Origin of the sequence: Mesorhizobium sp. M0152 (genome assembly GCF_040322415.1) — a bacterium.
In the GTDB taxonomy this organism is placed as follows: Bacteria; Pseudomonadota; Alphaproteobacteria; order Rhizobiales; family Rhizobiaceae; genus Mesorhizobium.
In genome coordinates this window covers 254235-268311 of sequence record NZ_JAMYTH010000001.1, presented here as the reverse complement: position 1 = coordinate 268311, position 14077 = coordinate 254235, and the positions used below count along the sequence as shown (strand labels likewise).

Annotated in this window: 18 protein-coding genes; 11 read left to right on the top strand and 7 right to left on the bottom strand. The window is 62.5% G+C overall.

Features of this window, described 5'->3' with window-relative positions; all coding sequences use genetic code 11:
* Positions 1 to 45: 45 nt before the first annotated feature.
* The 7 genes from NKJ26_RS01315 to NKJ26_RS01285 all read left to right on the top strand — a co-directional run bounded on the left by NKJ26_RS01315 (position 46) and on the right by NKJ26_RS01285 (position 5302).
* On the top strand, positions 46 to 831 hold the full coding sequence (locus NKJ26_RS01315; RefSeq protein WP_352693116.1) for an ABC transporter substrate-binding protein: 786 nt from the start codon (positions 46 to 48) through the stop codon (positions 829 to 831).
* Positions 832 to 905: 74 nt separating this feature from the next.
* Complete coding sequence (locus NKJ26_RS01310) at positions 906 to 1622, top strand: ABC transporter permease (protein ID WP_352693115.1); 717 nt, start codon at positions 906 to 908, stop codon at positions 1620 to 1622.
* Positions 1619 to 2443, top strand: a complete 825-nt coding sequence (locus tag NKJ26_RS01305) for an ABC transporter permease (protein ID WP_352606998.1) — start codon at positions 1619 to 1621, stop codon at positions 2441 to 2443. The genes NKJ26_RS01310 and NKJ26_RS01305 overlap by 4 nt, the downstream gene beginning before the upstream one ends.
* A 114-nt stretch (positions 2444 to 2557) precedes the next feature.
* Positions 2558 to 3427 carry an NAD(P)-dependent oxidoreductase gene (locus NKJ26_RS01300; protein WP_352607000.1) on the top strand — a complete coding sequence of 290 codons (870 nt, stop codon included), beginning with the start codon at positions 2558 to 2560 and terminating at the stop codon, positions 3425 to 3427.
* Positions 3428 to 3440: 13 nt separating this feature from the next.
* Positions 3441 to 4154: a DNA alkylation repair protein gene (locus NKJ26_RS01295; RefSeq protein WP_352693112.1), complete on the top strand. Its 714-nt coding sequence runs from the start codon at positions 3441 to 3443 to the stop codon at positions 4152 to 4154.
* Positions 4105 to 4686 (top strand): GNAT family N-acetyltransferase, encoded by a 582-nt coding sequence (locus NKJ26_RS01290; protein ID WP_352607004.1) that lies wholly within the window; start codon positions 4105 to 4107, stop codon positions 4684 to 4686. Before NKJ26_RS01295 ends, NKJ26_RS01290 begins: the two co-directional genes overlap by 50 nt.
* Before the next feature lie 46 nt (positions 4687 to 4732).
* Positions 4733 to 5302 carry a DUF3299 domain-containing protein gene (locus tag NKJ26_RS01285; RefSeq protein WP_352693110.1) on the top strand — a complete coding sequence of 190 codons (570 nt, stop codon included), beginning with the start codon at positions 4733 to 4735 and terminating at the stop codon, positions 5300 to 5302.
* 27 nt (positions 5303 to 5329) lie between these two features.
* On the opposite strand, the gene NKJ26_RS01280 is transcribed toward NKJ26_RS01285, so the two are convergent.
* The 4 genes from NKJ26_RS01280 to NKJ26_RS01265 all read right to left on the bottom strand — a co-directional run bounded on the left by NKJ26_RS01280 (position 5330) and on the right by NKJ26_RS01265 (position 7832).
* Positions 5330 to 5821 (bottom strand): Lrp/AsnC family transcriptional regulator, encoded by a 492-nt coding sequence (locus NKJ26_RS01280; RefSeq protein ID WP_006205209.1) that lies wholly within the window; start codon positions 5819 to 5821, stop codon positions 5330 to 5332.
* 108 nt (positions 5822 to 5929) lie between these two features.
* Positions 5930 to 6547 carry a uracil-DNA glycosylase family protein gene (locus NKJ26_RS01275; protein ID WP_352693108.1) on the bottom strand — a complete coding sequence of 206 codons (618 nt, stop codon included), beginning with the start codon at positions 6545 to 6547 and terminating at the stop codon, positions 5930 to 5932.
* Positions 6548 to 6550: 3 nt separating this feature from the next.
* Complete coding sequence (locus NKJ26_RS01270) at positions 6551 to 7162, bottom strand: glutathione S-transferase (protein ID WP_352693106.1); 612 nt, start codon at positions 7160 to 7162, stop codon at positions 6551 to 6553.
* Positions 7163 to 7208: 46 nt separating this feature from the next.
* Positions 7209 to 7832 carry a thermonuclease family protein gene (locus NKJ26_RS01265; RefSeq protein WP_352693104.1) on the bottom strand — a complete coding sequence of 208 codons (624 nt, stop codon included), beginning with the start codon at positions 7830 to 7832 and terminating at the stop codon, positions 7209 to 7211.
* A gap of 74 nt (positions 7833 to 7906) precedes the next feature.
* Here NKJ26_RS01265 and NKJ26_RS01260 point away from each other — a divergent pair, with 74 nt between their 5' ends.
* Positions 7907 to 9427 carry a sensor histidine kinase gene (locus NKJ26_RS01260; RefSeq protein ID WP_352693102.1) on the top strand — a complete coding sequence of 507 codons (1521 nt, stop codon included), beginning with the start codon at positions 7907 to 7909 and terminating at the stop codon, positions 9425 to 9427.
* Between the two features lie 32 nt (positions 9428 to 9459).
* Here NKJ26_RS01260 and NKJ26_RS01255 read toward each other — a convergent pair whose 3' ends face one another.
* Entirely contained in the window at positions 9460 to 10458 is a 999-nt protein-coding gene (locus NKJ26_RS01255) for a nicotinate-nucleotide--dimethylbenzimidazole phosphoribosyltransferase (protein ID WP_352693100.1), read from the bottom strand.
* Positions 10459 to 10651: 193 nt separating this feature from the next.
* Between NKJ26_RS01255 and NKJ26_RS01250 the strand changes: the two genes are divergently transcribed.
* Positions 10652 to 10885 (top strand): DUF1289 domain-containing protein, encoded by a 234-nt coding sequence (locus tag NKJ26_RS01250; protein WP_352693098.1) that lies wholly within the window; start codon positions 10652 to 10654, stop codon positions 10883 to 10885.
* Between the two features lie 13 nt (positions 10886 to 10898).
* Positions 10899 to 11603: a TIGR02281 family clan AA aspartic protease gene (locus NKJ26_RS01245; RefSeq protein ID WP_352693096.1), complete on the top strand. Its 705-nt coding sequence runs from the start codon at positions 10899 to 10901 to the stop codon at positions 11601 to 11603.
* 15 nt (positions 11604 to 11618) lie between these two features.
* Here NKJ26_RS01245 and dusA read toward each other — a convergent pair whose 3' ends face one another.
* Positions 11619 to 12617: a tRNA dihydrouridine(20/20a) synthase DusA gene (dusA, locus tag NKJ26_RS01240; protein WP_352693094.1), complete on the bottom strand. Its 999-nt coding sequence runs from the start codon at positions 12615 to 12617 to the stop codon at positions 11619 to 11621.
* A gap of 352 nt (positions 12618 to 12969) precedes the next feature.
* Here dusA and NKJ26_RS01235 point away from each other — a divergent pair, with 352 nt between their 5' ends.
* Positions 12970 to 13245 (top strand): hypothetical protein, encoded by a 276-nt coding sequence (locus tag NKJ26_RS01235; protein ID WP_352605072.1) that lies wholly within the window; start codon positions 12970 to 12972, stop codon positions 13243 to 13245.
* 4 nt (positions 13246 to 13249) lie between these two features.
* Here the strand turns inward: NKJ26_RS01235 and NKJ26_RS01230 are convergent, their stop codons facing one another.
* Positions 13250 to 14050, bottom strand: a complete 801-nt coding sequence (locus tag NKJ26_RS01230) for an IclR family transcriptional regulator (protein ID WP_352693092.1) — start codon at positions 14048 to 14050, stop codon at positions 13250 to 13252.
* Between the last annotated feature and the right edge of the window lie 27 nt (positions 14051 to 14077).

Here is a 14077-nt window from a genome sequence, read left to right as displayed (position 1 = left end):
GAGCCGTTTCGGAACGACGGCCGGGACCGTAAAGAGAGGACTATCATGCGTATTGCACTGCGTATCGCGCTCGCCGCATCGGCCGCGCTGCTGACGCTCGGCGTAGCCCAGGCCCAGGAGAAGACCCTGAGGATCGGCACCGAAGGCGCCTACCCTCCTTTCAACAACCTGACCTCGGATGGCCAGCTTGTCGGCTTCGACATCGACATCGCCAAGGCGCTTTGCGATGAAATGAAGGTCAAGTGCACCTTCGTCGCACAGGATTGGGACGGCATCATCCCAGCCCTCCAGGCTGGCAAGTTCGACGCCATCGTCGCCTCGATGTCGATCACGCCGGAACGCGCCGAGAAGGTCGACTTCACCCACAAATATTACAACACGCCCTCGGCGCTCGCCGTGCCGAAGGACTCGACGCTGAAGGGCGTGACCAAGGAAGACCTCGCTGGCAAGACCGTTGGCGTCGCCACCACCACGACGCATTTCAACTATGCCTCGAAGACCTATACCGACAGCACCATCAAGGGCTATCCGAGCAGCCCCGAGGAACAGGCTGACCTGGCCAATGGCCGCCTCGATGCCATCGAGGACGACATCGTCGTGCTGCAGCAGTGGCTGGATTCGCCTGACGGCGCCTGCTGCAAGATCCTCGGCCAACCCTCGCCGCAACCGGTCGAAATTTTCGGACCCGGCGCCGGTATTGCCGTTCGAAAGGGCGAGACCGATCTCGTCAACAAGTTCAATGCGGCGATCGACGCCATCCGAGCCAACGGAAAATACAAGGAAATCAACGACAAATACTTCAAGTTCGACGTCTACGGCGCCGAGTCCTGATTATCATTGCCAAGGCGGCAGGGGTCCCCTGCCGCCTTGTTCATCTCGGGAGCGCCGTGGGGTAAGACGACTCGATGCCAGCCCAAAGCATATGGACACTGCTCAGTTGGGGACCCGAAGGCTGGAGTGACGACATTGCTTATGGCGCGTTGGTCACCATCGCGCTTGCGCTTGCAACACTGCCGATCGGCTTGACGATCGGCTTTTTCGTAGCCTGGGCCAAGCAGTCCGAAGAACCATCGTTGCAGCTGGCCGCCAACATCTACACCACCATGTTTCGCGGCTTGCCGGAGTTGGTGACGCTTTTCCTGTTCTTCTTCGGCATGCCCATCCTGCTGCAGTACGTCATCCGCCTGTTCAGGCCGGAAGCGACGATCGATGTCGACAGCTTCATCGCCGGCATGATCGTGCTGTCGCTGATCTTCTCGTCCTATACCAGCGAGGTCTTCCTTTCGGCTTTTCGCGCCATTCCCAGCGGTCAATATGAGGGCGGCTACGCGATCGGGCTGTCGAAATGGCAGACCATGCGCAAGGTGATCCTGCCGCAACTTCTGCGCATCGCCTTTCCCGGCCTCGAGAACTGCTGGCTCAGCCTGCTCAAGGACACCGCCCTGGTCTCGGTCGTCAATCTCGCCGAAACCTTGCGCAATGCCGGCGTGGCGGCCCGTGTCACCAAGCATTCGTTCCTGTTCTACAGCGTCGCGGCGTTGGTCTTTCTCGCGCTCGCCATCCTGTCGTCGATCGCCACCGGGCTCATCTTGCGCTCCCTGGGACGGAGGGAAGCGCGATGAGCTTTACGGATGCAATCGCGGTCGAACGACCGCCGCCGCCGGCGCGCGGCTGGCCGCGGACCCGTATCGCCGGATACATGCTCGTCGGCCTCTGGATTCTCTTCGGCCTCGGCATTCTTGTCTATCTGGTCTACGCCTGGAACGGTGAATTCTTCGCACGATACGCGCCGGCCTATCTGCAGGGGCTTGGGACGACGCTAGCGCTCGTGATCATTTCGATGATCGCCGGCGCGCTCCTGTCCCTGCCGGTCACCTACGGCCGCATGTCGGATAACCGGCTGTTATCCGGCCTTGCTTATTGCTACGTCTATTTCTTCCGCGGCACGCCGCTGCTCGTCCAAGTCTATCTGGTTTATTACGGTCTGGGCTCTTTCCGGGTGCAGCTCGAATCGATCGGGCTATGGTGGTTCTTCCGCGACGCCTTCAATTGCGGCGCGTTTGCCTTTGCGCTCAACACCGCCGCTTACCAGGCCGAAATTCTGCGCGGCGCCATCGAGAGTGTGCCCAAGGGCCAGTGGGAGGGGGCCGCTTCGCTCGGCCTGCACAAGCTGCAGACGCTGCGCAAGGTCATCCTGCCGCAGGCGATCATTGTGGCCTTGCGGCCCTACGGCAACGAACTCGTCCTGATGATCAAAGCGTCGGCCATCGTCGCCATCATCACCGTCTACGATTTGATGGGCAATGCGAAACTCGCCTATGCCAAATCCTTCGACTTTCAGGCCTATGTCTGGGTCGCCATCGTTTATCTGGTGATGGTCGAGATCCTGCGCCATGGCGTCGAATGGATCGAGCGCCGGATCACCATCCACCTGCACCGCTGACCGGCTTCGCATCGGTCTGCACCAGTCGATGCGCCAGCGCGAGCCTTGACGAATCCGCCGCATGGCCTAGACCTTCGGCAACTGAAATCTCTGTTTTCGTCGGAAGGACAAGCCATGGCAACGGTGGCATTTCTCGGTCTTGGCGTCATGGGCTACCCCATGGCCGGACACCTGAAGAAGAAGGGCGGCCACGACGTCACCGTCTACAACCGCACCCGCGCGAAAGCCGAACAATGGGTCGGCCAGCACGGCGGCAGCCTCGCCGCGACGCCCGCACAAGCAGCCGAAGGCAAGGACTTTGTCTTTTCCTGCGTCGGCAATGACGACGATCTGCGGTCGGTAACGACGGGTGCCGAAGGCGCCTTCAGGTCCATGAAGAAAGGCTCGGTGTTCATCGACAACACCACGGCGTCGGCCGAGGTCGCGCGCGAACTGGCGCAAGCCGCGCAGGCCGGCGGGTTTTCGTTTCTGGACGCACCGGTCTCGGGTGGCCAGGCTGGCGCCGAAAACGGCGTGCTGACGGTCATGGTCGGCGGCGAGCAGGAAGCGTTCGACAGAGCCAGGCCGGTTATCGACGCCTTTGCCCGCATGGTCGGCCTGATGGGTCCCGCAGGGTCCGGCCAGCTCACCAAGATGATCAACCAGATCACCATTGCCGGTCTGGTGCAGGGCCTGGCCGAAGGCATCCATTTCGGCAAGAAGGCCGGACTCGACATCGAGAAGGTGATCGAGGTGATTTCCAAGGGGGCCGCCGGCTCCTGGCAGATGGAGAACCGGCACAAGACGATGAACGCCGGAAAATATGATTTCGGCTTCGCCGTCGACTGGATGCGCAAGGATCTCGGCATCTGCCTGGCCGAGGCCGACCGCAATGGCGCCAAGCTGCCGGTGACCGCGCTTATCGACCAGTTCTACAAGGACGTGCAGGCGATGGGCGGCAAGCGCTGGGACACGTCCTCACTACTGGCGCGGCTGGAAAAATAGGGTTTTCGCGGCGATGTCCCTGCCCCTTCCGAGCTGGAGCGCGGACGATGTCGTCGCTCATCTCAAGGCGACCGGCAGCCACGAGAATCGTGCCGGCATGGAACGGTTCGGCATCAACGTCACGACTGCGCTCGGCGTCGGCAATTCCGAATTGCGGCCACTGGCGCGCAAGCTGAAGAAGAACCACCAACGGGCATTGCTGCTGTGGGACACCGGCATCCGCGAAGCGCGGCTTGTGGCGGCGTTCACCGGCGAGCCCAAGAAGATCACCATCGAGCAATGCCGCGGCTGGGCTGGCGACTTCGATTCCTGGGAGGTCGTCGACACTGTCTCGGACTTGTTCGTTGACACGCCATTCTGGCGCGAGCTGGTCGAGGGGTTCGCAGCGGACGAGCGCGAATTCGTCCGCCGCACCGCCTTCGCCATGCTGGCATCGGCGGCAGTGCATTTGAAAAAGGAGCCGGATGCATCGTTCCTGTCTTATCTGCCCTTGATCGAGGCGCATGCGAGTGATCCGCGCAATTTCGTTCGCAAGGCTGTCAATTGGGCGTTGCGGCAGATCGGCAAGCGGTCGATGAGTTTGCATGCCCCTGCTCTTGCCACGGCGCAAAAGCTTGCCAATTCCACAGACAAGACGGCGCGCTGGATCGGCAGGGATGCGATGAAGGAACTATCGGATGCCAGGACGCTCGAACGCCTCGCCGCCAGGAAAGACCGACGAACGTAAAGTCAGCTTCACGGAAGTGACGCGCTCGACACGCGCCGATTTCGAAAACCTGTTCGAGCAGCCGGGCGCACCGAAATATTGCTGGTGCATGGCCTGGCGCCACCTGCCCAGCCGCGAGCATGTCCGGAACGAGGAGAAGAAGCGTGCCATGATGGCGCTTGTCGAAGCCAGCACGCCGGTCGGCATCCTAGCCCATCTTGACGATAAGACCGTCGGCTGGTGCTCGGTTGCACCGCGCGAGACCTACCGCAAGCTTTCCCGGCAGCAGGACGACAGCGAGACCGGCGTGTGGTCGATCGTCTGCTTCTATGTGCCAAGGGCCTTGCGCGGCGGTGGGCTGGCATCCGCACTGCTCGACGCGGCCATCGATCATGCCTTTGCCAAAGGCGCCAGCACGGTCGAGGCCTATCCCGTCGATCAGGCATCGCCGAGCTACAGTTTCATGGGCTTTCACGGCATGTTTGCGGCTCGCGGGTTCCGCGAGACCGGAATGGCGGGTTCCCGCCGGCATGTGATGCGGCTCGATCGTTGACGTCGCTGATAGCGGCGTCTTTACTCGGATCCAAAGGAAGCGGCTAATGATCAACCGTCTCAAATCGACCATGACGCTCGCGGCCGCGTTGTTCGTGTCCACAGCCGCCCATGCTTTGCCCGAGGCCACGCACATACTCTGGAAGGACTTGCGCCCGGCAAGCCAGGCGGCCGCGGAAAACGTCGGGCTGCCGATGATCGCGGCAAAGTTGCCCGATCACGGCGAGACGCTCTCTGCTGGCTTGCAGGACAAGACAATCCAGCTGGCCGGATACGCCTTGCCCGTCGATCGCGACGGCGATCTTGTTTACCAGTTTCTGCTGGTGCCATGGACGGGCGCCTGCAGCCACATGCCGACGCCGCCGCCCAACCAGATCGTTCTCGTCACGCCGGCTCGCCCCTACAAGATGTCGGAAGCCTATCAGCCGGTTGCCGTCACAGGCGCGCTGAAGACGGACATGGAGAAAAGCCAGTTGTTCATTCTCGACGGCGTCAGCGTCATCCAGTCCGGTTACGCCGTCCGCAAGGCTGATGTGACGAGCGTCGACAGCGTACCGGACACGATTACGATGCCAGTGAACTCACCATGGAGTTTCCTCAATAAAAAGAAGAACTAAGCGCGACAACCTTGTGTCAGATCACGCTTAGGCGGCATTGGCGCCCGATTCCTTGTCGAGCACCATGTAATCCAGCGGGATTTCCGTGGTGTACTTGATCTGCTCCATGGCGAAGGACGACGATACGTCGCGGATCTCGATCTTGGCGATCAGCCGCTTGTAGAAGGCGTCGTAGGCGGCGATGTCGGGCACCACGACACGCAGCAGATAGTCGACATCGCCGCTCATGCGGTAGAATTCGACCACCTCTGGAAATTCCTGGATCACTTCCGAGAACCGCCGCAGCCATTCATGGCTGTGCGAATTGGTGCGGATCGAGACAAAGACGGTGACGCGCACATTGACCTTTTCATGGTCGAGAATGGCGACGCGCCGCTTGATGACGCCCTCTTCCTCGAGCTTCTGGATGCGCCGCCAGCACGGCGTCGTCGACAGCCCGACTTTCTTGGCGACATCGGCGACCGCGAGTGTCGCGTCCTCCTGCAGAAGGCGGAGAATTTTTCTATCGAGGCGGTCCATTTTTTGCTCCCGGGGGAATAGATTGGCTATATTCCGCCTTATCCAGGCCTTTCACAAGAAAGAAATTCTGCCGATTGGGCAAAAAGCGAGTGATTTCTTGCTGAAAGGTCAATCGAGACGATAGCGGATTTCCGATCTCAGGAATGGCAGCAAATCCATTTCAAACCAAGGATTCTTCTTCAGCCAGCCGGTGTTGCGCCATGATGGATGCGGCAGCGGCAACACTTTCGGGCTGGCTGGCGCATCCCAGATGGCACGCCAGTCCATTACGGTTTCCGTCAGCGACGGCCGGCGCGCCGCACCCATGTGCCAGGACTGCGCATAGATGCCGATTGTCAGCACCAGGTCGATTCGCGGCATCAGCGCCATCAAAGGCGCGCGCCAGGCCGGCGGGCATTCGCGCCTCGGCGGCAGGTCACCGCCCTTGGCATCCTGGCCGGGGAAGCAGAAGCCCATCGGCACGATGGCGAACTTCTCGATGTCGTAGAATTCGTCGCTGGTTACCCCGAGCCAGTTCCGCAGGCGGTCGCCTGAGGCGTCGGTGAACGGCATGCCCGACAGGTGCACCTTGGTGCCTGGCGCCTGGCTGGCAATCAGGATTCGGGCGCTCGAGGACGGTCGCAACACCGGCCGTGGCTCGTGTGGCAGGGGCCTGCCGACTGGATTTTCGACGCAGATGCGGCACGCGCGGACCCTCGCGGCCAGGGTGTCGAGTTCGGTTCCCATTTCTCAGGCAGTTGCGCTCGGCCGGCTCGAGATCGCGTGATACCAACGCAGCACATTGGTGCATTCCTCCGGCACTTTGATGCGCGCCGGCTTCATGAAGTCGATGGCGATCATCCCGGTGATGTCGGCGATCGAATAGGCATCGCCAGCGGCGAATTCCCTATCCGCCAGCTCGCCGTCGAGGAGTTTCACGAATGCGATCGCCTTCGGCTTGTTGGCCTCGCCCCATTCGGGGATCTGCGGGATTTCCCATTCCTTCATGGCCGGATGGATATGACGGAAAGCCTGCGTAACGCTGCTGAGCAGGTTGAACTCCATTCGTCTCTGCCACATTTCGACCTGCGCCTTGCCGAGCGCGCCACGTCCGAACAGGGCGGGTTCCGGATGCAACTCCTCGAAATAGCGGCATATGGCAACGGATTCGGTGAGGATAGTGCCGTCATCGAGTTCCAGCACCGGCAGCCGTTGCAAGGGGTTGCGCGAACTGACCGCCTGTTGCTTGTGCCCCAACGCGCCCATGTCGATGGGCACCAGCGGAACCGTGATGCCTTTCTCGGCGAGGAAAACGCGGACGCGCCTTGGGTTGGGTGCCCGGCCACCGTCGAAGAGCTTCATTCGATCCTCCCACCTTTCACGACCACCATAGAGTTTACTCCAAGCATCACCAGAACCGAAAAATCTCGCGCGCCGCATCGCCGATCGAAGCCAGCGTGCCGTGTTTTCGCTCGACCGCCTCGCCATGGTGGCTGTCGCGCCAGTCCTGCGGCTGGTCGAACGTGCCCGCCCAGATGCCGGCCTTCGCCGCGCGGGCGGCGGCTTCCTCGCTTTCGAAGCCGCCGAAGGCAACGGCCCAGCCCGCCTCGACCTGTGCACTATTGAGATCCTTGCCGCCGGCGGTGCAATCGCCAAGCAGCCGGCCATAGCGATCGCGCTGCCAGCCGGCGCAAGAAACGGGCCTACCCGCGATCAGGCGCACCAGCGACCGACGCGCAAGCGTGCCGCAGGGATAGTCGGCGCCGTTCTTGCGGCAGGTTTGCGTATATTCCGGCGCGTCGATGCCGCGCATGCGGATGCGCTCGGTACCCAGCGTGATCGAATCGCCATCATTGACGATTGCCGTGCCTTGCGTCTTGCGCGTCTCCACCCGGTCGAGGCGCGCGGCCAGCAGGATCAGCAGCCCCAGAACGATGACGGTCAGGCCGTAGTCCAGCAATTTGCGCCACAGGCCTCTCGGGCGCGGCGGCGCGTATCGCCGGCGCGACCTTGAATACCAGGAACGGCTCATATGGCAAACGGTTGGTTAATCATTCGAACGTAGCTTAACACCTTGGAACCGCTGCTCGCATAATTGAAGTTTTGATGCCTTTGCAACGCTCGAACACAGCGGATAAGTTCATTGTGGACCGCAGGAAACCGCATCGCAACAGCGATGTCGCGCGTGCGGTACGCAAGACGCGCGACCGTCTTTCACAGCAGGCCGGCAATCCCGATTTCGACCGCGAATTGCTGAAACTGCACGCCCGCGCGATGACAAGCGGCGCCATCGCCATTCCGCTGCTCGTCCTGGTGATCGCGGCGGCCGGCCGGCTGGCCGGCGTCGGCAACGAGATCGTCGTCTGGGCGCTGTTCACGCTGACCTGCTACACCATCGTCGCCTTCATGGCGCGGCGCATAGAACGCACCGAAGCTTCTGAACTCAACCCTTTGCAAACACTAAGGGAATTCCTGGTCGGCCATTTCCTTTGCGGCCTCGGCTGGGCATGGTTCGTCTGGCTCGGCTGCGGCGCTTGCCAGGTCGACCAGTTCCAGGTGGTCAAGGCGGTGGTGCTGCTGTTTGCCATGGCCGCGACCGCGATCATGGCCTCGTCCTTGCGCGGCGCGCTGCTGGCGACCTTTGCCGTTCCGGTGGCACTCTATGCCTATGTCGGGGCCAGGCTTTGGATGCCGGTCGAGACGATCATGGCCGGGCTGCTCGTCGTATCGCTGCCCTTCTTCGTCTACGTCGCCCGCCACCTCAACCGCTCGTCGCTGATGCTGTTGTCGTTCCGCTCCGAAAAGGATGCGCTGATCGCCGAACTGGAGACGGCGAAGTCGATGTCGGACGAGGCACGCCGCCGGGCCGAGGACGCCAACCTGGCGAAATCGCGGTTTCTCGCTTCGATGAGCCACGAACTGCGCACGCCGCTTAACGCCATCCTCGGTTTTTCCGAGGTGATGTCGAACGAGGTGCTCGGGCCGATGAACAATCCCACCTATCGCGACTACGCCCATGACGTGCATGAATCCGGCCAGCATCTGCTCGACCTCATCAACGAGATCCTCGACCTGTCGCGCATCGAGGCCGGCCGCTATCAACTCAACGAGGAGCCGGTGATGCTGCTTGGGATCGTCGAGGATTGCTGCCACATGATGGAATTGAAGGCGCGCAACAAGGATATCCGCGTCGTCCAGGATTTCGAGCATGAATTGCCGCGGCTGTTCGCCGACGAGCGCGCGGTGCGGCAAATCACGCTGAACCTCCTGTCCAACGCGATAAAATTCACCGCCACCGGCGGCGAAATCCGCGTCCGCGTCGGCTGGACGGCGGGTGGCGGGCAATACATTTCCGTCAAGGACAATGGCCCGGGCATACCGGAAGACGAAATCCCGGTCGTGCTTTCGGCCTTCGGCCAGGGCTCGATCGCCATCAAGAGCGCCGAGCAAGGCACCGGGCTTGGCCTGCCGATCGTGCAAGGCCTGCTCGCCATGCATGGCGGCGAATTCGAACTTCATTCCAAGCTGCGCGAAGGCACCGAGGCGATCGCCATCTTCCCGCTGAGCCGCGTGATGGAAGAACTGCCGGCGCTGCCGACCGCGGCGGTAGCGGCGCGACGGCGGTAGCGGAAATAGCTGGGATACGACGTACCCGATATCTACCCGCGTACCGCCGCAGCCATTCCCGAACTGGTTAGCGCCGCCGCCTTGACCAGGCCTGCCGCAAGAGCGGCCCCGGCCCCTTCACCGTGGCTTATGGTCAAATCGAGCAGCGGGCGCAGACCGAGCCGCTCGGCGGTCCGTGCATGGGCGGATTCCGGCGACAGGCTGGCGAGAAGACAATGGTCGAGCGCGGCGGGATTGGCGGCATGCAGCACCGCCGCGGCGGCCGTTGCCGCGACACCGTCGAGCAGCACCGGAATCTTCTGCATCCGTGCGGCGAGGATGGCGCCGGCAATCGCGGCGAACTCGCGGCCGCCGACGCGGCGCAGCGTCTCGAGCGGGTCGCCCAGATGGCCACGATGAAAGGCCAGTGCCGCATCGACGACTGCCGCCTTGCGCGCCTGCATCGCCGCATCGGCGCCGGACCCCGGACCGACCCAATCGGCGCCCCTGCCCCCGAACAGTGCAGCCAACAAGGCGGCGGCGATGGTGGAGTTGCCGACGCCGAGATCGCCGAGGCACAACAGATCGGTGCCGCCGGCAATCGCTTCCATGCCGAAGGCCATGGTCGCGGCGCAACCCCGCTCGTCGAGCGCGGCATCCTCCGATATGTCGGCCGTCGGGATGTGCAGGGCGAGGTCGAACACCTTCAGCCCAAGATCGTTGGCGATGCAGATCTGGTTGATCGCGGCACCTCCGGCCGCACAAAGCTCCACCGCATCGGCGGTCGCAGCCACCGGCCGTGGCGAGACGCCGTGCCTGACAACGCCATGATTGCCGGCAAAGACAGCCATCAAGGGTTTTGTCACGGCGGGCGGAGCGCGGCCGGTCCAGGCGGCGAGCCAGGCGGCAATGTCCTCGATGTGGCCAAGCGAACGTTGCGGCTTGTCGGCCCTGGCAAACAGCGTCCGCACGCGCGCCTCGGCCGCGGCATCGGCCGCCGGCAAATTGGCCAGGAGGTTGCGAAAATCGTCGAAAGGCAGTGCGCTGGTCATGTCGTGGCGGCCATTCCCTGGAGTTGGTGAGCGGCATAGCCGCGTTGGGTGATCGGCACAACCTCCCGGATCACCTCTCGCACTGCCGCAAAGGCGCCCGTGGAAGGCGCGATCGCGAGGGCTTGCATTGGCTTTGCGGTTGCACCATGTGGATGGACAACGGATTTCCGGACGGAAATCTCAAGAGAAAGTCATGACGGCCATCGAATCTCCCTGCATCCTGGTCTGCTCCATCGACATGAAAACCGGCTTCTGTTTCGGTTGCGGCCGCACGCGTGACGAGATTGGGGGCTGGATCGCCATGACGCCGCAGGCGCGCCACAACGTCATGGCCGAACTGCCGGCGAGGCTGGAGACGGTCGAACGGCGGCCACGACGGGAAACACGGCGCACCCGCATGGCGCGCGAACGCGACGCGCTTTCATGAGGCGGCCGCGCGGATGAACCGGCTGTTCTGGATCCTGATGGCGGCGATCGGAGTGGGAGCGATCCTGCTGATGCTCAACGATTCCGCCGGCAGCACGCTCGGCATTGAAAATAACGACTTTGGCCGGTTGATCTGGCTTGGCGCGTTCGGCGCCCTCATCGGCGCCGGGCTTCTGCGGTCGGGCAGTCCCTTGGGCGCCATGGCCCGCAATATCGGCGCCTGGGCGGCGATCGCCTTGGCGCTGATCGCTGGTTACCAATATCGTTATGAGCTGCAGGATGTCGCCAGCCGGGTGACCGCCGGCCTTGTTCCCGGCAGCCCGCTGGCGCTCGGTATCGAAGACGGCCACGCCACGGTGACCCTCGACAAGGCCGACAACGGCCATTTCGAGGCGCGCATCCTGATCAATGGCAACCCGGTGCGGGCCGTGGTCGATACCGGTGCGACCAGCACCGTGCTGACGTCCGAGGACGCGCAGGCCGCGGGGTTCAATCCGGCGGCGCTCAACTACACCATAGCCGTCTCGACCGCCAACGGCATGGCGCGCGCCGCGGCCGTCAAAACCGAAGAAGTGGCGATCGGCGGCATCGTGCGCAGGGATATGCCGGTCATGGTGGCGGCGCCCGGCATGCTCGGCCAAAGCCTGCTTGGAATGAATTTCATCGGCTCGCTGTCGGGTTTCGACGTGCGCGGCGACCGCATGATTCTCAGGGACTGAATCTCACCCCGGACGTCAGGCCGCCTCTGCAGCCGTTCCACCGAAATCGACCGCCGCGAAAGCCGTCTTCAGCACGTCGGGTCCGGCACCGGGCCGGGTCGCTTCGGTGGACAGGATCTGGCGATAGCGGCGCGCGCCCGGCAGTCCATGAAACAGCCCGACCATGTGGCGCGTGATATGGCCAAGCCGCCCGCCTTGCTCGATATGGCGTGCCGCATAGCCGGCCATGGCATCGATCAGCGCGGCGAAATCGAACGCCTCGGGCTTCGCGCCGTAGAAGGCGGCATCGACGCCGGCGAGGATGCCAGGCGTGTGGTAGGCGGCGCGGCCAAGCATGGCGCCGTCGACATGACCGAGATGCGCCCGGGCTTCTTCAAGCGATTGAATACCGCCATTGATACCGATGAATTCGCTGGGTTTTCCGGCCTTGAGCCGATAGACCCTGTTATAATCCAGCGGCGGGACGTCGCGGTTTTCCTTGGGGCTCAGCCCTTCCAGCCACGCTTTGCGCGCATGCACCCACAAAGCGTCGGCGCCAGCCTCGAAAACACCGTCGGCCAGCGCATCGAGCGCCGGCTCGGGATCCTGCTCGTCGACGCCGATGCGGCATTTGACGGTGACGGGAATTCTCACCGCCGCCTTCATCGCCGCGACGCACTCGGCGACGAGGTCAGGCACCTTCATCAGGCAGGCGCCGAACGTACCCGACTGGACGCGATCCGACGGGCAACCGACATTGAGGTTGATCTCGTCATAGCCGAAGGCTTCGCCGATGCGCGCCGCCTCGGCAAGTTTTCCGGGATCCGAGCCGCCGAGCTGCAGCGCGACCGGATGTTCCCCGCCGTCGAAGCCAAGCAGCCTTTCGCGTGCGCCCTGGATGACCGCGTCGGCCACCACCATCTCGGTATAAAGCAGCGCACGGGCCGTCAACTGGCGATGGAAGAACCGGCAATGCCGATCCGTCCAGTCCATCATGGGCGCCACGGCCAGACTATGCGCTTGATTTTTCAGCATTTTTTCTTTAACATCAAATCGTTAGAACCTGGCATGATCAAGTTCGTCGCAAAGGTCGCTACGTCAGCGAGACCTTCCTGCGCTGAGACGACGCTGGGCAACCGAAACCGAGCGCCAAATCGATCGCGGTGAGACGCCGACCAAGTCCCGTATAGCGCGCCTGAAAACTTTCGGCGAACTCATCGACTTCATATCGACGACATGTGCGATGTAGGCAAGCCCCCTCGCCGCTCCAAGGCCGCAGCCCTCGATATGCTCCATTAGACATTTGGGGAAGTGCAACATCGCGGCTCTCGATCGCGAACGGCTCATTTGTTTTGATCGCGACCGGGCCGCCCAAGGTGGCGGACCGATGACTCTCGGCATCGACATCGGCTTTGTAAAACTTATTCTGGCTCATGCCGCTGCGGTGCACGGTCTGCCCGTCAAGGTCGAACCAGTCGATCTCGAGCGTATTGCCCTAAGGAGGCTTGGCCTCGTTGGTAAAGGCAATCAGCGCGACAGGAGACCGACCCAGGATGAACTCGAACGTCCCACCGCGTCATTCTTGCTGGCGGCAGCAGGCCGTTCGAGGTCATCGAAGGGGAATGTCGACGACGATGTCACCGCTGCCGGGGCGGTCGGATAGGTCGCTAGACCTCGCTCGACGACGGGCTACGCATCTGAACCAGCTTCGCTATCCGTTGCGCAGCGTCAGCAAGCGCAGCGCAATGCTTATCGAAGTTGCGGTCGATGATCTGGCCATATGGCCCTGTCAGACCAACGGCATAGGTGACTTTCCCGTTGGCCGGACGGATCGGGAAAGCTATCGAACCGAGACCGGGAACGTGTTCCGCAAGATCGGTGGCGTAACCGCGAGCACGGACCTCGGCCAGTTCCTTCATAAGGTCCGCGATCTTGGTCTTGGTTTTGTCGGTGTATGTACGCGACTCCGTCGCGAGGATCTTCTTCACGATCTCGTTCGGGTGATACGCCAGGATAGCTTTGGCCGAAGCGGTCGCGTTCACCGGCATCGCCATGCCCGGCATCACGTAGGTGCGCACGGGAGTGTCGGGCGCGACGCAGGTGATCGAGTGAACTTCGTTGCCATCGAATTTCGACAGGAAGGCGGACTGCCCTGTCGCATCGGCTACGTCCTGCAGCGGCTTGTTTGCCAAAGCCACGAGCCAACTGCTGTCCGGCGACATTTGCAAGAGCTTGAGGACACGGTCGCCAAGGCGATACGTACGGTTGCGGACCGTGTCTGCGTTGACCATACCGCTTTCGACCAGTGCGTTCAGCAACCTGTTGATCGTGGTCTTCGGCAATCCGAGTGCCGTCTCAAGTTCCACGGCCGTCAGACCGTGTTCGAACGGCGCCACCGTTTCCATGATCGAAATGTACCGCTCGAGCGGACTGTCCTTGAAGCCTTGGTTGTTCGATTTCGTGTTCAAAGCCACCATCCACAGAATTCAGTACAC

What these genes read in the sequence shown, in the direction of transcription:
- NKJ26_RS01315 (WP_352693116.1), top strand. Translation starts at nt 46, where the DNA reads ATGCGTATTGCACTGCGTATCGCGCTCGCCGCATCGGCCGCGCTGCTG.
- NKJ26_RS01310 (WP_352693115.1), top strand. Translation starts at nt 906, where the DNA reads ATGCCAGCCCAAAGCATATGGACACTGCTCAGTTGGGGACCCGAAGGC.
- NKJ26_RS01305 (WP_352606998.1), top strand. Translation starts at nt 1,619, where the DNA reads ATGAGCTTTACGGATGCAATCGCGGTCGAACGACCGCCGCCGCCGGCG.
- NKJ26_RS01300 (WP_352607000.1), top strand. Translation starts at nt 2,558, where the DNA reads ATGGCAACGGTGGCATTTCTCGGTCTTGGCGTCATGGGCTACCCCATG.
- NKJ26_RS01295 (WP_352693112.1), top strand. Translation starts at nt 3,441, where the DNA reads ATGTCCCTGCCCCTTCCGAGCTGGAGCGCGGACGATGTCGTCGCTCAT.
- NKJ26_RS01290 (WP_352607004.1), top strand. Translation starts at nt 4,105, where the DNA reads ATGCCAGGACGCTCGAACGCCTCGCCGCCAGGAAAGACCGACGAACGT.
- NKJ26_RS01285 (WP_352693110.1), top strand. Translation starts at nt 4,733, where the DNA reads ATGATCAACCGTCTCAAATCGACCATGACGCTCGCGGCCGCGTTGTTC.
- NKJ26_RS01280 (WP_006205209.1), bottom strand. Translation starts at nt 5,821, where the DNA reads ATGGACCGCCTCGATAGAAAAATTCTCCGCCTTCTGCAGGAGGACGCG.
- NKJ26_RS01275 (WP_352693108.1), bottom strand. Translation starts at nt 6,547, where the DNA reads ATGGGAACCGAACTCGACACCCTGGCCGCGAGGGTCCGCGCGTGCCGC.
- NKJ26_RS01270 (WP_352693106.1), bottom strand. Translation starts at nt 7,162, where the DNA reads ATGAAGCTCTTCGACGGTGGCCGGGCACCCAACCCAAGGCGCGTCCGC.
- NKJ26_RS01265 (WP_352693104.1), bottom strand. Translation starts at nt 7,832, where the DNA reads ATGAGCCGTTCCTGGTATTCAAGGTCGCGCCGGCGATACGCGCCGCCG.
- NKJ26_RS01260 (WP_352693102.1), top strand. Translation starts at nt 7,907, where the DNA reads ATGCCTTTGCAACGCTCGAACACAGCGGATAAGTTCATTGTGGACCGC.
- NKJ26_RS01255 (WP_352693100.1), bottom strand. Translation starts at nt 10,458, where the DNA reads ATGACCAGCGCACTGCCTTTCGACGATTTTCGCAACCTCCTGGCCAAT.
- NKJ26_RS01250 (WP_352693098.1), top strand. Translation starts at nt 10,652, where the DNA reads ATGACGGCCATCGAATCTCCCTGCATCCTGGTCTGCTCCATCGACATG.
- NKJ26_RS01245 (WP_352693096.1), top strand. Translation starts at nt 10,899, where the DNA reads ATGAACCGGCTGTTCTGGATCCTGATGGCGGCGATCGGAGTGGGAGCG.
- dusA (WP_352693094.1), bottom strand. Translation starts at nt 12,617, where the DNA reads ATGCTGAAAAATCAAGCGCATAGTCTGGCCGTGGCGCCCATGATGGAC.
- NKJ26_RS01235 (WP_352605072.1), top strand. Translation starts at nt 12,970, where the DNA reads ATGACTCTCGGCATCGACATCGGCTTTGTAAAACTTATTCTGGCTCAT.